Raw genomic sequence first — 16,613 nt, 5'->3', positions numbered from 1 at the left:
TTTTACTTGCCGTAAAAATGATTTTCAACGATTCCGCAAATCATGTGACCGCAGGCAATGTGCATTTCCTGAATGTTATTGGTCACAGTAGAGGGGACATTGAGGCATAAGTCAGCTTCTTTTTTCATGGCTCCACCTCCTTCGCCGGTAAATGCAACCGTTTTGATACCGAGTTCTTTTGCTGTCTGAAAGGCATCCAGAATGTTTTTTGAATTGCCTGATGTAGAAATGCCGACCAGAACATCGCCTGTTTTGCCAATTCCTCTTAATTGTCGCGAAAAGACTTTTTCATAACCATAATCATTCCCGATAGCGGTAAGAGCGGATGTATCGACGGTAAGACTGATTGAGGCCATTGGATTACGGTCTATTTTGTAACGTCCCATCAATTCGGCTGCGAGGTGTTGCGAATCGGCAGCGGAGCCACCATTTCCACAAAATATAACTTTGTTGCCGTTGGATAAGGCATTTATCCAGACTTTTGAGATGTCATTGATTATGAGAGCTTTGTTTTTCAGATTGATAAAATTGTATGCAATCTGATCAAGTGCGATTTCAATTTCTTTCATTTTCAATTCATATTGTTTTTTAGCGCTGAAGAAATTTTTCACCACGTGCAACTCTTTCACGCCAGTAATCAAGAAGATCCGTCATGGTTTTTTCAAAAGGAATTTCCGGTTTCCATCCTGAATGTCTTTCGAATTTGGAGGTATCCGGTATTTGCAAATCGGCATCGATAGGGCGCAGCCTTTCCGGATCAATTTCAATTTTTATCTGATCTTTCATTTTCGACTGGGATATCAGATAATCCAGCATTTCTCCGACCTTGCAGGTATATGTTCCACCAATGTTGTAGTATTCACCTGCAATCGGATTGACCGTTACGAGCATGTAATAAGCTCTGACTGCATCGCGGACATCGGCGAAAGTGCGAAGTGAATCAAGATTTCCAACCTTGACGACAGGCGGTAACAAACCGGCTTCAATCATGGCGATCTGTTTGGCAAATGTACTTTCCGCAAAGACATCACCACGTCTCGGTCCTGTATGAGTGAACATACGGGTGGTCATGACTGTCATGCCGAAAGCTTGTGCGTAATATCTTCCAACCAGATCAGTTCCGACTTTGGAAATGGCGTAAGGAGAAGCGGGGTGGAATGTACATTCTTCATTGATGACGCCTCCCATTTCAGCCAATTTTTCTTTGGAGACACGCCCGAAGACTTCAGAAGAGGCGCAAACGTGGATAACGGCATTCGGTGCGAAGTTTTTCAATGCTTCCAGTACTCTCGTAGTACCCTGAATATTGGTATCCAAGGTATCTAACGGTGCTGTAAAACTCGTTTTGGGATAACTTTGTGCAGCGAGATGAAAAACATAATCCGGCAATACTTCTTTGACTGCATTGTCAATTGAAATAGCGTCTCTCAAATCACCATATACCAGGTGAATACGGTTTTTCGAGTTGATGTCATTTATTAAATGACGGATATTGTCCAGAGGGCTTCTCCATCGGTACATTCCATAAACTTCCCAGTCTGTTTCGCGGACAAGATAATCAGCCAGATGCGAACCAACCATTCCGGTTATGCCGGTTATGAACGCTTTCTTTTTCATCAATTGTTTTTCCTTTTAAATATACTTTTCAATTTTCTTTTTAAATATCGTATTTTGAACCGGAAGGGAATTCCGCTAATCTCTTTTAAAGGAATATAGACATCAGATTCAAAAATAAATGATGAAGCAAAAGATTTAATGATTTTCTTTTGCAATAACTTCATTTCCCGTGGTGAAAAATGGCAGGCTTTGGCAAAATCAGTCATTTCTGCCGCAATCGGAATAACGCATCGTTTCAGTTTCTCACGATATTCGCTAGAATGAGGAGTGGGACCATAAAAATATATAGCGTTTTTCACGAGACTGATTTTGTCAGAATAATAAAACGCCTTTAATAGGAATGGATTATCTTCATACCGGAGTTTTTCGGTAAATCTGATCGAGTGGTTTTTGATCAAAGAAGCCTTGAACAGCTTATCAAAAGATGCCCCATTACTGACCTTGCTATATTTTTCAAAAAAAACTGTTTCAACAGAGTTCCGGTCGTGTAACGTCCACATGGTATTTTTATCTTGCCTGCATATTTCTCCCCATGCTATATCGCTTTTATCGTTTTCAATTCTTTGATAGAGCTTTCTATAAAAATCCTTTTCAATAAAGTCGTCCGATTCTACAAATCCCAAATGTTCACCTGTGGACGAATCTATTCCAATATTTCTTGCTCCTCCCGGACCACTTTCTTGGTGCTGATAAACGACTCTTATACGTGAATCATGAAGCGAATTGATGACGTCTAAAGTTTTATCATTTCCTTCCTTATAAACAACCACAATCTCGAAGTCCTGATAACTTTGATTCAAAATGGATTCGAGACATCTCTTGATGGTTTTTTCTGATTCAAAAACCGGGACTATTATGGATATCATCTGATAATAATCGGGTAGTTATAACTTTTTTAGCGAAAGTAATATTGCATTGTGTCTGGTGTAACGTACTTGAGACGATGTTTTATTATGGATTTTTGGGTCAAATATCTTTGGGTATCTTTCAAATTCTTTTAAAAAGCATTAACAGATATACAGAACTACCAACCTGTTGATATAAATCAATTTTTAAGATTTTTTAGAGAAAGACATTTTTAAAAAATGTAGACAGGTTGTCATGATGCAGCTATACTGAAGACCTTGTTAGGTATTGTTTTTCTTATAGATTGTGACGAAAACGTGTTGTGGCAATTTATAGTTATAAATGTGATTTAATGCTTTTTAGCGGACATAGAGAAAATTTGTTGTGTGTCTGACAAATGTTTCTATAGCAGTAGACGCCGCTACGGGAGCAAAAATAGTGGCGGACATACGTACACGTTTGTAGCGTTTTTTGTGCTACGCGAATTGTTAGAGAGTTAAAAAACATATTATTATCAGTGAGTTATGTGAAGCTATAGATGTCGTGTCCGCTAAAAAGCAGTAAGTGTCTGAATGCGTTGTTGATGAAGTGATTGTCTCTGAGGATAAGGAGGACGATAGAGGGAGCTTAGGCCACTAACTTGTCTGAAGGTTTAAGTGAAGTAAGTTGTGGAAGTCAGAGTGGTGTTCGATTTGTGGTGTTTATTTAATTATGAGTATTTATGTAACGCGACCTTTTTTGCCTCCGAAAGAGGAATTTTTGAAAAAAGTTTCCGATATCTTTGATCGGGGTATTTTGACTAATCAGGGGCCAAATGTTCAGGAATTTGAACAGACGATGCGGAAATTTCTTGGGATTGAACATTTTCACTACGTAACAAACGGAACGATTGCGCTTCAACTTGCTCTTCATGCTTTGGGGATTACGGAAGGTGAGGTAATCACAACACCATTCAGTTATGTGGCAACGGTATCTTCGATACTCTGGGAACGTTGTACGCCTGTATTTGTTGATATTGAACCTAAAAATTTCACGATTGATGTTTCAAAAATTGAAGAGGCGATTACCCCTAGAACCAAAGCAATCATGCCTGTACATGTTTTTGGTTATGCATGTGATGTAGATGCAATAGAAAGTATTGCCAAAAAGCATGATTTGAAGGTCATATATGATGCGGCTCATACATTTGGTAGTTTCTACAAGGGAAGAGCGCTTTGTTCTTATGGCGATATTTCGACCCTTTCGTTTCATGCGACAAAGCTTTTTCATACTATTGAAGGAGGGGGCTGCCTTGTGCAAGACAAGGATGTTTCCGATAAGTTGAATTTACTTAGGCGTTTTGGGCATGAAGGGGATTCGCATTATATGTTAGGCATAAATGCTAAACAGGATGAGTTCAATGCTGCTATGGGTTTATGTAACTTTCGGTACCTAAAAGAAATTATTGCTGAACGTAAAAAAATATCAGAACTTTATAATTCATTGCTTATAAAAAAAATAGAGCGTCCTAAAGAACAGAGAAATTTAGAGTATAACTACGCTTACTATCCCGTACTCTTTGAGAGTGAAAATGAACTTTTGGCTGCGTTTGATCGCTTGCGAAAAATGGATATTTATCCTCGTCGGTATTTTTATCCTAGCTTGAATAAATTACACTATCTAAAAGTAAAAAATAATAATCCGATTTCTGAAGACATTTCATCACGGATTGCATGTTTGCCACTTTTTGTTGGAATGAAAGAGGAAACAGTAAAAGCAATCTGTAGCAGATTGTAAGAAATAAGTAAATGTCGATGTTATAAGTAGTTGAAATTTTTTATTGTCATTAATTGATTATATGGCATTTTAGGTGCTTTCCGGTATAAATTAAATGAAAATTCTTCTTCTTGATACGAATATTTCTTCTTTCCCTATTTATCTGGAATTGAAGAAATTGACGAATAATGTGTATGTTTGTGGCAGTAATGATGAAGATTTTCTGGCTCGTATAGCAAGAAAAAAATATATAAAATTAGATTATAGTGATCTTCAAAGTTTAAAAAGACACATATTAAAAGAAAATTATTCGGCGGTTGTTCCTGGTTGCAATGATATTTCTTATCTTACTTGTTCAAAGATTAAGGAAAGCAATAAAAATGTTGTTATTGATCCAATAGATAAGACAGAAATATTATTTAATAAAGAAAAATTCAGATCTTACTCTGCCTTAAAAAAACTTCCTGTGCCCAAAGTTTTTAAGGTTCATGGCTTAAATGATATAAGAGTAAAGGTTCTGGTAAAACCAGTAGATTCTTATAGTGGAAGAGGGATAAGGATTATTGAAAATGAGGAAGAATTGATAGGAGCAATTGAGGAAGCTAAATGTTATTCACGTTCGAAAAATTTTATTATTGAAGAATATGTTAATGGAAATCTTTATAGTCATACTGCATTTATTTGTAATGGAAAGATTGTTCAAGATTTTATTGTAGCAGAATATGGCTCTGCCAATGAGTTTGTTGTTGATACAAGTTATATAGATTACTTTTTTGATAAGAATCTTCTTAAAGAAATCAGGCAGTGTATTGAATATATTGTTAATGATCTGAAACTTCAGGATGGTTTGTTGCATACCCAGTTAATTAGCAATGGAAACAGGTTTTGGCTGATTGAACTTACTCGTCGTTGCCCAGGTGATCTTTATTCTAGATTAGTTGAATTGTCTACGGGATATCCTTATGCCAAAATGTATTTGAAAGGTTTTTTAGGAATTTTGCATAAAGAAGAGATATGTAAAAAAAACGATTATGTGTTAAGGCATACAGTAACTACTGATGAAGAATTGGATTTTTATTCCATTAATTATCATGTTTCAATAAATCTGATTGATTATTTTTCTCTCGCGAAATCGGGAGAACGTATAAAAAAGAGTCCATTTGGTAGAGTAGGTATTATGTTTGTGTCTTGTGATAACAAAAATGATATTTGTAGAATAAAAGACATTATCATGCGACGTGGTTTGTATTCACTTTCTGTATAAAGTATTAAATATGAATAGAAAAAGAAAACATGAGAAGATTAGGCTTGCATTTGTTGGGGGAGCTATCAATTCTGCTGTTGGTCGCGCACATTTTGTTTCTTCTCAAATGGATGGTATGTTTCAATTAGTTGCAGGGTGTTTCAGTCGCAATAAAAATATTAATATAGAATCTGGTTATGTATATGGAGTTCCTGAAAATCGAATTTACTTTTCTTTAGAGGATTTAATACATGATGAAAAAAATAATATTGATGCTATCGTTATTTTGACACCGCAGGATCAGCACATTAATCAACTGGAAAAATGTGTTACAAAAGGAATTCCTGTAATATGTGAAAAGGCGCTTGTTTCCAACCTTGATGAAGTTGTGCTTTTACGTGATCTGTACCGAAAATATGGCGGTTTTTTAAGAGTAACTTACAACTATACTGGATATCCAATCGTTCGAGAAATTCGTGAAATTATACGTAAAGGTATTCTTGGAAAGATACAGCAAGTTAAAATAGAAATGCCTCAAGAAGGGTTTTTGAAAAAAAATGTTGATGGAAATCCAGTAGTTCCTCAAAATTGGCGATTATATGATGGAAGTATACCTACTATCTCACTTGATTTGGGAATACATGTTCATCATTTAGTCGATTTTTTAATTCAAGAGAAACCTATTAAACTCGTTGCTCATGCAGCAAACTATGGTAACTTTAAAGGTATTGTCGATAATATTAATGTATTGGCTAATTATACCAATGATGTATTTGTTAATATCTGGTACAGCAAGACTGCTCTCGGAAACAGAAATGGCCTAAAGTTCTATATATATGGAGAGCGAGGTGCAGTAGAGTGGCAGCAAGAAAGACCAGAAATTTTCTATCTCTATAAAGATACTGGAGAACGTAGTATATTGGATAGAGGTAATGCAGGGATTTTTTGTGCAAACGATGTAGTCTATTCTAGGTTTAAGGTAGGGCATCCAGCTGGATATATAGAAGCATTTGCGAATTATTATTGTGATATCGCTAAAGATTTGTTTGCTTTTTGGGAAGATAAAAAGGATAGAAAAGGCCCTTATGTTTTTGGGTTAGATGAATCCATTGAAGGATTGGTTTTTTTGAGTTCGGTAAGTCGTTCAATAGCTGAAGGAAAATGGGTGAAAGTACCTGAAAATGTGCTTTAGATGATTATTTATAATGAAAATTTGTAAAAGACTTGCTAATTGGCTCACTTTCTGGATTATTATACCTTCATGGCGAAGAAGGCTTAGAAAATATCTTTTTGAACTGTTTGTAGGAAAAGACAATTTAGAGATATTTAACTCATCACAAAATAAAGAAAAATTTTTCCCAATCGTTCAGGACTGTTTGATTGATACGATGAATCTTCTGTCTGAGAGGCTAATGGTGATATTGGTTCCAGAAGGGGATTTTATGTCAGGTGGGATCTATTCGTTTTTCATGATTGCCAAGGAAATGAAATCCTTGAAGGATATGCATGGATGTGAAGTAATAATTATGACACGTCCGAATCATGATCAGCGTACTTATGTGCTTCAAACGCATTTTCGGAATGAATTTATCGTTTACCGATTTTCACAATTGCTATTGTTTTCAAAAGTAAAGGATCTGACAATATTTATTCCAGAAGAGTCGGCATCAACATTTTATGAGCATGTGACTATGATAAACCAGATGGAAGTGTATTTAGGCAAGCTCAGAAATTTGCATATTAATATTATGAATCAAAATATCCGTTTGATGCCGGAACGTGCAGAGTTTGCAGATTTATATTTGTTGACACGGAATATTACACAAACAACAGCACATGACCAGTATAGCACTCAGGAGTATGCTGATCGTTATGGACTGAGAACGTTATTGATACCGCCATTTACAGATTTATCGCCATATGCAGTGATACCTTTTGAGAAAAAGAAAAAAAGGATTTTATATTCACCGGATACACATGAGAAGAAGAAAGGTATATTGGGGAAATTGGCAGAAAAATTGCCAGAATATGAACTGAAAGAAATAAAAGAAATGACTTTTGATGAGTTTGCTGGATTGGTATCAGAGTCAAAATTCATGATTACTTTTGGAGAAGGATTTGATGGTTATTTTGCACAGACCTTTTTATTGGGGGGGATAGCTTTTGCTGTATATAACCAGGAATTTTTTCCGGAAACAGAAAATTTCAATACAAATAATATTTTTAGCTCTTATGATGAGATGAGCAAAGGGATTGTGGAGGAAATAAATAGATTCGAGGAAGATGGGGAATTGAGAAAAAGATGCATCGATCATTATGTAGATATGCAAAATAGATTGTATAGTCGGGAACGTTACCTGACTGCATTGAAACGATTTTGTAACGATGATTATGATGTCTATCCGCGCTTGTCTAAAGAAACTATTGTGCAGGGCATGTTAGTTAGTAATGAAAAATTATATCCTTCAATACAAGATATATTGATTACAAGAGAAAATCTTCTGTCTGAGAGGCTAATGGTGATATTGGTTCCAGAAGGGGATTTTATGTCAGGTGGGATCTATTCGTTTTTCATGATTGCCAAGGAAATGAAATCCTTGAAGGATATGCATGGATGCGAAGTAATAATTATGACACGTCCGAATCATGATCAGCGTACTTATGTGCTTCAAACGCATTTTCGGAATGAATTTATCGTTTACCGATTTTCACAATTGCTATTGTTTTCAAAAGTAAAGGATCTGACAATATTTATTCCAGAAGAGTCGGCATCAACATTTTATGAGCATGTGACTATGATAAACCAGATGGAAGTGTATTTAGGCAAGCTCAGAAATTTGCATATTAATATTATGAATCAAAATATCCGTTTGATGCCGGAACGTGCAGAGTTTGCAGATTTATATTTGTTGACACGGAATATTACACAAACAACAGCACATGACCAGTATAGCACTCAGGAGTATGCTGATCGTTATGGACTGAGAACGTTATTGATACCGCCATTTACAGATTTATCGCCATATGCAGTGATACCTTTTGAGAAAAAGAAAAAAAGGATTTTATATTCACCGGATACACATGAGAAGAAGAAAGGTATATTGGGGAAATTGGCAGAAAAATTGCCAGAATATGAACTGAAAGAAATAAAAGAAATGACTTTTGATGAGTTTGCTGGATTGGTATCAGAGTCAAAATTCATGATTACTTTTGGAGAAGGATTTGATGGTTATTTTGCACAGACCTTTTTATTGGGGGGGGATAGCTTTTGCTGTATATAACCAGGAATTTTTTCCGGAAACAGAAAATTTCAATACAAATAATATTTTTAGCTCTTATGATGAGATGAGCAAAGGGATTGTGGAGGAAATAAATAGATTCGAGGAAGATGGGGAATTGAGAAAAAGATGTATCGATCATTATGTAGATATGCAAAATAGATTGTATAGTCGGGAACGTTACCTGACTGCATTGAAACGATTTTGTAACGATGATTATGATATTTTGTAAGAAGTCTATCAAAATTTTTTACTTTCTGGATAAATTCTGGAGATAGGACTTGTAGAATTAATAAATTCATATTTTTAGGATATAGTGATGTTTTATATTAGAAATTCTCGTCGTGCTTTTGAAGCCATTCCAATTGCAAGCGATGCGCTAAATAAAGTATCTGATGATTTTTATAATGATTTTCTTGCTGTAGTGAAGTATTGTGCTGTTAATATAAAGCTCCAGAAGTATCTTCGGCTTTCTTTTAACATGTCTCCTGAGCCCTATGGAATAGATTCGAATTCCGTAAGTGATTTAATTGAGCACGCTAAGGAATTTTGCAAACCTGGAGGAAAACATTGGCAATGGCTTTATAGCAATATGGCAGATATAGATTCTAAATTATTGTTATTAACTGTTTTAGCATATCGTGCAATTGGATGGAGATATGTAAAAATGCCTTTGGATACGGAGGCTTTTTGGGAAGCAATGAAGATTTTGTCTGGATTGGAGGCAGAGGGTGAGTCATTTTCTGAAAAAATAACTAATTTAAGAAAGATTAATCTCCGACAATTTGGATATGATGTAGAATTATTTTCTGATGGGTTTGGCATATTTAACGAATTTATTTATTCGCAATATGAATTTCGAGGTAGATGGAATGTTTATACACCTCAAAATGGCGATGTCGTTCTTGATTGTGGCGCATGTTTTGGGGGAACATCACTTTATTTTGCAAGCAGATCAGGTGAAACCGGACGTGTTATTTCTTTTGAATTCTTGCCAGAAAATTTAGTAGTATTTAAAGAAAATATGCGTTTAAATCCTCATCTTAGTCCAAATATTACGTTAGTACCTAGGCCTGTATGGACAAAACCTGATATAAAAATGTCAATTGAAGGAACTGGACCGGCAACTCAGGTGTTTGTTGATGATTTTGCCGGTAAGTCATTAGAAGAAACGGTTTCTTCTTCGAATTCTTGGCATTGTTTTTCTACATCGATTGATCAGACCGTTGATAATTTAGGTCTGGAAAAAGTAGATTATATAAAAATGGATATTGAAGGCGCGGAAATGATGGCTTTAAGAGGAGCAGAAAGTACAATCAGAAAATTCCGTCCTACGTTAGCTATTTGTGTATATCACAAATTGATTGATTTTTATGAATTGCCTGAATTCATTAATAGTCTTGATTTAGGGTACCGTTTTTATTTTTCCCATAGTACTGTACATGGAGATGAAAGTGTAATTTTTGCAATAGCAAGAGATATTGCTGTACCTGTCAAACCATTGTATATCCTTGAAAAGGAAATGAAGGAAGAGGTACAAACCACTAAAAATTTGTTGTTAGAATCAGAGAAAAAAATAAGAAATATTTCATTTCGTGATTGGCTTTATAATAAAATTTGTAATAGGTAGCAAATTGTACTGGAAACAGCAAACTACTTGGAATATATTTATTTTTAAGGGGATTATATTTGGGAAGATTTTTGATGTGTGGTCGATGAAAAATATATCAAAAATCAGATTGGAAAAAAAGATTTAAGTATATTATGCTTGATTGATGGGTTATTGTTGGTTTGAATTTGAAGGTTATGGGTTTTTAATATTAAATTGAGTGTCGAATAAGTAATAAGTGTATTTTTAAGTGTGCCGAAAAATATCGTTATGGATATTAATTGAAGGTGATTATTTATATTGCATAAAATTGACAATTTTATTTTTATTTGAATTCAGGGATTACTATTGTGGGTAGTGTTGATTGTAAAGAGGAATTTTATTAATAATATTGTTTGGTAATTTTAGATTGTTATTAAAATGATATAAAAATCTAGATAAAATTTTCAATGATTTTATAGAGAAAATGCTTATATTGTATTATTTTTTATTATAAAAACGAGTGTAGCATATTTCAATAAATTCTTTTACATACTTTTGTTCTTTTATTTCCCTTTGTTCATCATTTTCAAAGAGAAGATGTCGTGTAGCGAGAGCTCTACTGATATCTTCTCGTCCATATGCTACTCCAGGTCTATAGTTCTGTTCATTCAATATTTCTTGGGGTGATTTACCTGATTCTGGAACAACAATAGACTTGCATCCGCACATTGCTGCATAGTTTGAGTACATCGTATGAAGATCATATGAAATGAAATATTCATACTTGTTGAAGATATCGGCAAGTTCTCGGTGTGAATATCCATCGACTTGAAGAGCATCTTTGGGATGATAATTAAGATTTCTCTTATTTCCTTTTCTTACCATATAGCATGTGCCTTTTCGTGGAGCGAAATTTACTTGTTTGTAGATATCTCTCATATTTTCAGTAACAGTAAGTTGTCCTGATACTTTGAACTTAAAATTTTTGTTGACAAACTGATGATTATAGTAGAAAAAAAGTTCATTATTTCCATAGTTGATTTTTCCGGTAAATGCACCTGGTGTATATAATAACCATCGTACAACTTTTTTTGCCTCAAGAGGATTTCCATCAGTGATTTCAGGGTAAATAACGATAGCATTTTTAAGTTCTTTTGGTGAGGCTACATCAAGTTTATAAGGAGATTTATATTTTTGATGGTTAAAAAAAGACTTGATTTTGTAACGAATTCTATTTTTTAATGTACTGAATGAGCAAATTTTGACTGGATTATTGTTATGCCATAATTTTGCTGAAATACCCATTTTGTTTAATATAGCACATAGTTTATGGAGTACAATAATGCCACCAATGTTTTCATTGTAAACTGGAGTATAAATAATAAAAAATAGATTATTTTTATTAATCATAAAGTATTTCTATGTAACGATTTCACAATAAGTATCATTAAATTGAGCTAACGGTTATATCATGTTACATGATACGTGTTGACATATGTATTATTTGATTTCAATTCATTAGAATAAATTGTCGATTGTTCCTCTAAATAAATATCAAGTAATACATATGTTGCTATGTTTTATAGATAATGTGCCCATGAAGTAGTAGGCAAACGATTGAGCAAGTATGAACCTATGTTGCTTATCGGCAAAAACACGGGCTCACATGAGTAGGTTGATTCTTCGATAAAAGAGTATAAAAAAAAGACAATCAGGATTGTCTTTTTTTTTATTTTGGTGGCCCGGGGCGGAATCGAACCACCGACACAAGGATTTTCAGTCCTCTGCTCTACCAACTGAGCTACCAGGCCAATCTTGATATTATAACAGGCTTTTTTAATAATTCAAAAACCATTATAGCGATTTGATTTTGGTGGTGATAGGTGGACTTGAACCACCGACCCCAGCATTATGAGTGCTGTGCTCTAACCGGCTGAGCTATATCACCAGGAAGATCGCTATTCTGAAGGGTTTATCGTAACTTGTCAAGCTGATTTTCAGAGAGTGTCGCAAGATTGTGAATGGCCTTTTTCCGGAAACTGGTGAATATGAGTATTGTTTTAAAGAAACTCTGTAATGCAAGGATGTTGAATCCAGAAATATAAGAAAAATCAACTGGTTGAACAAGTCACTCAGGCAATCATGCAAGAATCCCGTTTCGACCGGTTTGAAAAGGCCTGTTTTCAGCCAGTCATCACAGAGCCTGGAATGTTCAGTTTACCGATATGGTTCATGATCTGGTGAATTGCGTCAGGGGAGAGACAGTCGATCACTATCCGTTCCGGCATGGCGCGCAGCCAGGTCAATTGCCGTTTGGCGAGTTGCCGGGTCGCTGCAATACCTTTTTCGCGCAAAGTGTTGCGGTCAAATTCTCCATCAAGATATTGCCAAGTCTGGCGATAGCCGACACAACGCATGGAAGGTATCCCGAGGTGAAGGTCTCCACGGTTGCGCAGTTGTCTGACTTCTTCTATCAGTCTGTCGTTTTCAAGCATCTGGTCGAACCGTTGTGCTATTCGTTTGTGTAACTGGCTCCGGTCAGACGGTTCCAGTGCGATGGGAATCAGATGGAAAGGAAGGTTGTCCTGTTTTTTTCCGGATTGCAGGGCGGATAAGGGTTTTCCGGTCAATTCGATGACCTCAAGCGCTCTCTGGATACGTTGGGAATCATTCGGTTTCAATTTACCGGCTGTTTCCGGATCCAGTTCTGCCAGTCTGGCATGCAGGGCCGGCCATCCTGTTCGGGCGGCTTCTTGATCCAGTCGGGTTCTGATGGCCGGATTGGCGGGGGGAAGCATATCCAGACCACTGGTCAGCGCGTTGAAATAAAGCATGGTCCCGCCGACGAGCAGGGGCAGTTTTCCCCGTTTGTGGATGTCGGCAATCAGTTGCAGGGCATCGTCACGAAACCGTGCTGCGGAATAGACTTCTGACGGATCGATGATGTCGATGAGGTGATGAGGGACGGCCGCACGCTCTTCTTTGGATGGTTTGGCCGTTCCGATATCCATGTCACGGTATACAAGGGCTGAATCGACGGACATGATTTCAGACGGGATATGACGGGCGATTTCAAGTGCGGCGGCCGTTTTTCCCGATGCAGTCGGGCCCATGATGGCTATAACAGGTTGTTTTGTTTCCTTCATGTGGGTGTATTGATTGTTTTGGCGGTTTTTTGGAATGTTTCCGATTTTCGGTCAGGCAAATGGAATGTCGGAAAATATCCGGCTTGCCAGGTATTTTCCGGTATTTGAACATGTCAGGAAATACGCAGGATATTCCTAGCGACACAGGATGAATGCCGTTTCCCGGAAAACAATATCATTCGCCTGAATCTGCCCATGATGTAAATGCAATGGGATCAATCCGGAAGGGATGTGCTCTTTTTTATTTTTTTAGAAGATTTTTTATAAGATTGCTTCCTGAACCGGATTGAAGGCCGTTACCTGAAGTCAACAGGGAATTGGAGAGGACGTTTTTTGCCTGTGTCCGGATCTGCTCGCGTATCATTTCTGTACTCATGGCGGTTACGGCATCCTGCAGGCCGGTAGTCGGTTCATGCAAAGCTACCTGAACGGCTTCCTTGCTGCATGATGATGTGGCCAGTTTCATGAGCAGATTCTTTGTTTTCTGGTCGATTTCCTGGGTTTTCGCCGCCGGAATGCTTGCAATGGATTTTGTGGCGCTGCTTTTGCCCAGTGTGACAAACGCCCATTGTGTCAGAGTGGTTTTGTCTGCAGATGTCGTGTTTTTGTACAGGCATTCACCCAATGCCGTGGCATAGTCGCCCGCCAGGGCTGGACAACATGTCAAAAGACTCGCGATTGCTGCGGTGACAATCCTGATTTTCATTTTTCAGCTCCTTGATTTTTTCACGTTTTTTGAGAACAGTTACTTCATCCGTTGTGTGATTATTTCATTTGCCGGTTTTATTATCCAGTTTGGATATTGTAGCGTTTATTTTCAAATGACCTGCTTCGTGAAGTTCCATGTCGTTGATTCGAAGTGTATAGGGTATGGGTTGTTTGATCCGGAAAATATTTGGAGTATCGCTGGGTTCAGTTTGGGTGCCATGATTTCCGCTCGTGAGTCAAAGAGTAAATGTACCGGTATTTTCCTGTAGAGAAATGTATCGGATACAGGAAAGTCTTTTCGCCAGATGGAATGGATGACAAGACAGATCTGTTTTGTTATCCGGGGGGCATGGGGTGCAGAAGACGGTTTTCCGTTGTATTCGTGTTTACTGCCCCCGCATGAAAAGCGCGTCAAGATCGGAAAGGGCCAGTTGGGTCCAGGTCGGTCTGCCGTGATTGCACTGGTCTGCACGCTCTGTGGTTTCCATCTGGCGGAGGAGGGCGTTCATTTCCGGAATCGTCAGGACACGGTTGGCACGGACGGCATTGTGACAAGCGACGGTTGCCAGCAGTTCGTTTCTTTTTTCCCGGGCGACCCGGGAGGTTCCGTATTCATGCAGATCACGAAGAATATTGTGCATGACTGTCGGGATATCGGCCTGTTTCAAAAGGGTCGGTACAGTCCGGATCGCGATGGTTTCGGGAGACAGGGGCGATACATCAAATCCCAGTTCCAGCAGTGTTTCCCTGTTTTCGGTAACGGTGCCGGCTTCAACTTCGCTGATTTTCAGTGTGATCGGAATGAGCAGTGCCTGGGTTTCGAGGTTTTTTTCGTTGAGAGCGTTTTTGAGTTTTTCGTACACAATGCGTTCGTGTGCGGCATGCATGTCGACGAGTACGAGGCCTTGCCTGTTTTGAGCCAGAATATAAATGTCATGCAGTTGTGCGAGTGCGAAACCCAACGGAAATTCTTCTGCCCCTTCCGGAGCAGGGAAGTCGCCCTGTACGGACTGGAATCCCGGCTCTGATGGTGTTTCCGTTTTGGGTGGATTGAAAGAGACTGCCGTGTCCGTCTGGTGTAATGCTTTCTTGAAAAGAGTGCCGTATGATTCTGTTTTCTGTTCAATCCTGAAACGGGTCGGGGGAGGAGTGTTTCTCCATGAAACCGCTCCCTGATCTGGTGGTGACTGGATAAGCGAGGATGAAAACTGTTCTTCCGTGTCCGGGCCGGGTTCCATTGTCCGGGCCAGTATGCGACTGATCGACTGGTAAATGAAATGGTGGATGGCACGGCTGTCGCGAAAGCGGACTTCGATTTTTGCCGGGTGGACGTTGACATCCACCCGGGATGGATCCAGTGTCAGATACAGGATATAGACAGGAAAACGGTTGCCGTGCAATACGTCTTCATAGGCAGCGCGAACGGCATGGGTCAATAGTCTGTCCCGAACGAAACGGCCGTTGACATAAAAATACTGCATGTCGCCACGGGTTCTTGATGCGGTCGGAAGGCCGATAAAGCCGTTCAGAGACAGTTTGTCCTTGCCTTCGCCAACCGTCAAGTCAACCGGCAACTGGGATTGCGAAAGCGTTTCTCCCAGAATCTGGTTGCAGCGTTGGGGCAGATTGTTGGCATTGTATTGGGCGGTTATTTTTCCATTGTGCGTAAGCGTGAAGCGGATACCGGGCTGGGCAAGGGCGATCCGGCGAACAATTTCGGCGCAATGACCATATTCGGTTTGTTCCGATTTCAGAAATTTCCGTCGTGCCGGTGTATTGGCATACAGTTCGTTGACTTCTACCCGTGTTCCCTGTGTACCTGAAGAAGGGGTCAGGATTCTGGAGGGATCGTTTCCCCTGATTTGCCATGCATGGGGTTGTTCTGCCGTTCTGGACTGAAGAGTCAAATCGGCGACGGAAGCGATGGAGGCAAGTGCCTCTCCCCTGAATCCCAGTGTGGCGACGTTTTCAAGATCGTCCAGTGAGGTGATTTTGGACGTGGCGTGGCGGGTCAGGGCCAGCTGAAGCTGTTCCGGCGGAATGCCGCAACCGTTGTCACTGATGGCGATTCGCCTGATTCCTCCGTTTTCGAGCCGGATATCGATCTGTGTCGCGCCGGCATCGACAGCATTTTCCAGCAATTCCTTGACGACGGCTGAGGGGCGTTCGACAACTTCACCTGCCGCAATCTGGGAAATGAGCGTATCGGGCAACAGCCGGATGATACCTTTTTTTAAAGGAGGGACTTGTCTGATTTCCGTTTCCATAACGCAGTATTATATCGTGGAGTATTGTCCATCTTCCCGCAGAATGGATTTGCGACAAGATTATGCGATCTTCATATCAGGGCATACCGGTTTGAGAGATGATAATATAGCGGTGATTTTCAAGTCCACAAGTTAAAAAAGACTGCAACTGGCGGTAAATTT

The 16,613-nt window shown here is 38.6% G+C and carries 13 protein-coding genes and 2 tRNA genes; 6 read left to right on the top strand and 9 right to left on the bottom strand.

Annotated elements, in window-relative coordinates; genetic code table 11:
• Positions 1 to 2: 2 nt before the first annotated feature.
• Genes NB647_RS07580 through NB647_RS07570 form a run of 3 tightly spaced genes read right to left on the bottom strand, consistent with a single transcriptional unit; the run spans position 3 to position 2,483 of the window.
• On the bottom strand, positions 3 to 611 hold the full coding sequence (locus tag NB647_RS07580) for a D-sedoheptulose-7-phosphate isomerase (RefSeq protein WP_269282754.1): 609 nt from the start codon (positions 609 to 611) through the stop codon (positions 3 to 5).
• On the bottom strand, positions 589 to 1,617 hold the full coding sequence (locus tag NB647_RS07575; protein WP_269282752.1) for a GDP-mannose 4,6-dehydratase: 1,029 nt from the start codon (positions 1,615 to 1,617) through the stop codon (positions 589 to 591). Before NB647_RS07575 ends, NB647_RS07580 begins: the two co-directional genes overlap by 23 nt.
• Positions 1,617 to 2,483 (bottom strand): glycosyltransferase family 2 protein, encoded by an 867-nt coding sequence (locus tag NB647_RS07570; RefSeq protein ID WP_269282750.1) that lies wholly within the window; start codon positions 2,481 to 2,483, stop codon positions 1,617 to 1,619. Before NB647_RS07570 ends, NB647_RS07575 begins: the two co-directional genes overlap by 1 nt.
• Before the next feature lie 691 nt (positions 2,484 to 3,174).
• Here NB647_RS07570 and NB647_RS07565 point away from each other — a divergent pair.
• From NB647_RS07565 to NB647_RS07540, 6 genes are all read left to right on the top strand, one after another.
• Entirely contained in the window at positions 3,175 to 4,239 is a 1,065-nt protein-coding gene (locus tag NB647_RS07565) for a DegT/DnrJ/EryC1/StrS family aminotransferase (protein ID WP_269282748.1), read from the top strand.
• A gap of 94 nt (positions 4,240 to 4,333) precedes the next feature.
• Positions 4,334 to 5,482 carry an ATP-grasp domain-containing protein gene (locus NB647_RS07560; RefSeq protein WP_269282746.1) on the top strand — a complete coding sequence of 383 codons (1,149 nt, stop codon included), beginning with the start codon at positions 4,334 to 4,336 and terminating at the stop codon, positions 5,480 to 5,482.
• 10 nt (positions 5,483 to 5,492) lie between these two features.
• Positions 5,493 to 6,653, top strand: a complete 1,161-nt coding sequence (locus NB647_RS07555; RefSeq protein ID WP_269282745.1) for a Gfo/Idh/MocA family protein — start codon at positions 5,493 to 5,495, stop codon at positions 6,651 to 6,653.
• Positions 6,654 to 6,666: 13 nt separating this feature from the next.
• Positions 6,667 to 8,742 carry a hypothetical protein gene (locus NB647_RS07550; RefSeq protein WP_269282744.1) on the top strand — a complete coding sequence of 692 codons (2,076 nt, stop codon included), beginning with the start codon at positions 6,667 to 6,669 and terminating at the stop codon, positions 8,740 to 8,742.
• Positions 8,684 to 8,971 (top strand): hypothetical protein, encoded by a 288-nt coding sequence (locus NB647_RS07545; RefSeq protein WP_269282742.1) that lies wholly within the window; start codon positions 8,684 to 8,686, stop codon positions 8,969 to 8,971. The genes NB647_RS07550 and NB647_RS07545 overlap by 59 nt, the downstream gene beginning before the upstream one ends.
• Positions 8,972 to 9,058: 87 nt before the next feature.
• Complete coding sequence (locus tag NB647_RS07540) at positions 9,059 to 10,369, top strand: FkbM family methyltransferase (protein WP_269282741.1); 1,311 nt, start codon at positions 9,059 to 9,061, stop codon at positions 10,367 to 10,369.
• Positions 10,370 to 10,828: 459 nt separating this feature from the next.
• Here NB647_RS07540 and NB647_RS07535 read toward each other — a convergent pair whose 3' ends face one another.
• The 6 genes from NB647_RS07535 to mutL all read right to left on the bottom strand — a co-directional run bounded on the left by NB647_RS07535 (position 10,829) and on the right by mutL (position 16,451).
• A complete protein-coding gene (locus tag NB647_RS07535; RefSeq protein WP_269282739.1) occupies positions 10,829 to 11,740 on the bottom strand; it encodes a hypothetical protein in 912 nt (303 codons plus the stop codon).
• Positions 11,741 to 12,065: 325 nt separating this feature from the next.
• A tRNA-Phe gene (locus NB647_RS07530) sits at positions 12,066 to 12,141 on the bottom strand.
• Positions 12,142 to 12,201: 60 nt separating this feature from the next.
• Positions 12,202 to 12,278 (bottom strand) — tRNA-Met (locus NB647_RS07525).
• Between the two features lie 235 nt (positions 12,279 to 12,513).
• Entirely contained in the window at positions 12,514 to 13,476 is a 963-nt protein-coding gene (gene miaA / locus NB647_RS07520; protein WP_269282737.1) for a tRNA (adenosine(37)-N6)-dimethylallyltransferase MiaA, read from the bottom strand.
• A 241-nt stretch (positions 13,477 to 13,717) separates the two neighbouring features.
• Positions 13,718 to 14,182, bottom strand: coding sequence for a hypothetical protein (locus tag NB647_RS07515; RefSeq protein ID WP_269263980.1), 465 nt, complete (start codon positions 14,180 to 14,182; stop codon positions 13,718 to 13,720).
• Positions 14,183 to 14,570: 388 nt separating this feature from the next.
• Positions 14,571 to 16,451 (bottom strand): DNA mismatch repair endonuclease MutL, encoded by a 1,881-nt coding sequence (mutL, locus tag NB647_RS07510; RefSeq protein ID WP_269282735.1) that lies wholly within the window; start codon positions 16,449 to 16,451, stop codon positions 14,571 to 14,573.
• Positions 16,452 to 16,613: the final 162 nt, after the last annotated feature.

This window comes from Oxalobacter aliiformigenes (genome assembly GCF_027116575.1).
Taxonomy (GTDB): Bacteria; Pseudomonadota; Gammaproteobacteria; order Burkholderiales; family Burkholderiaceae_D; genus Oxalobacter; species Oxalobacter aliiformigenes.
Note: the sequence above shows the minus strand (reverse complement) of the source record. Positions and strands in the feature narration are given on the sequence as shown.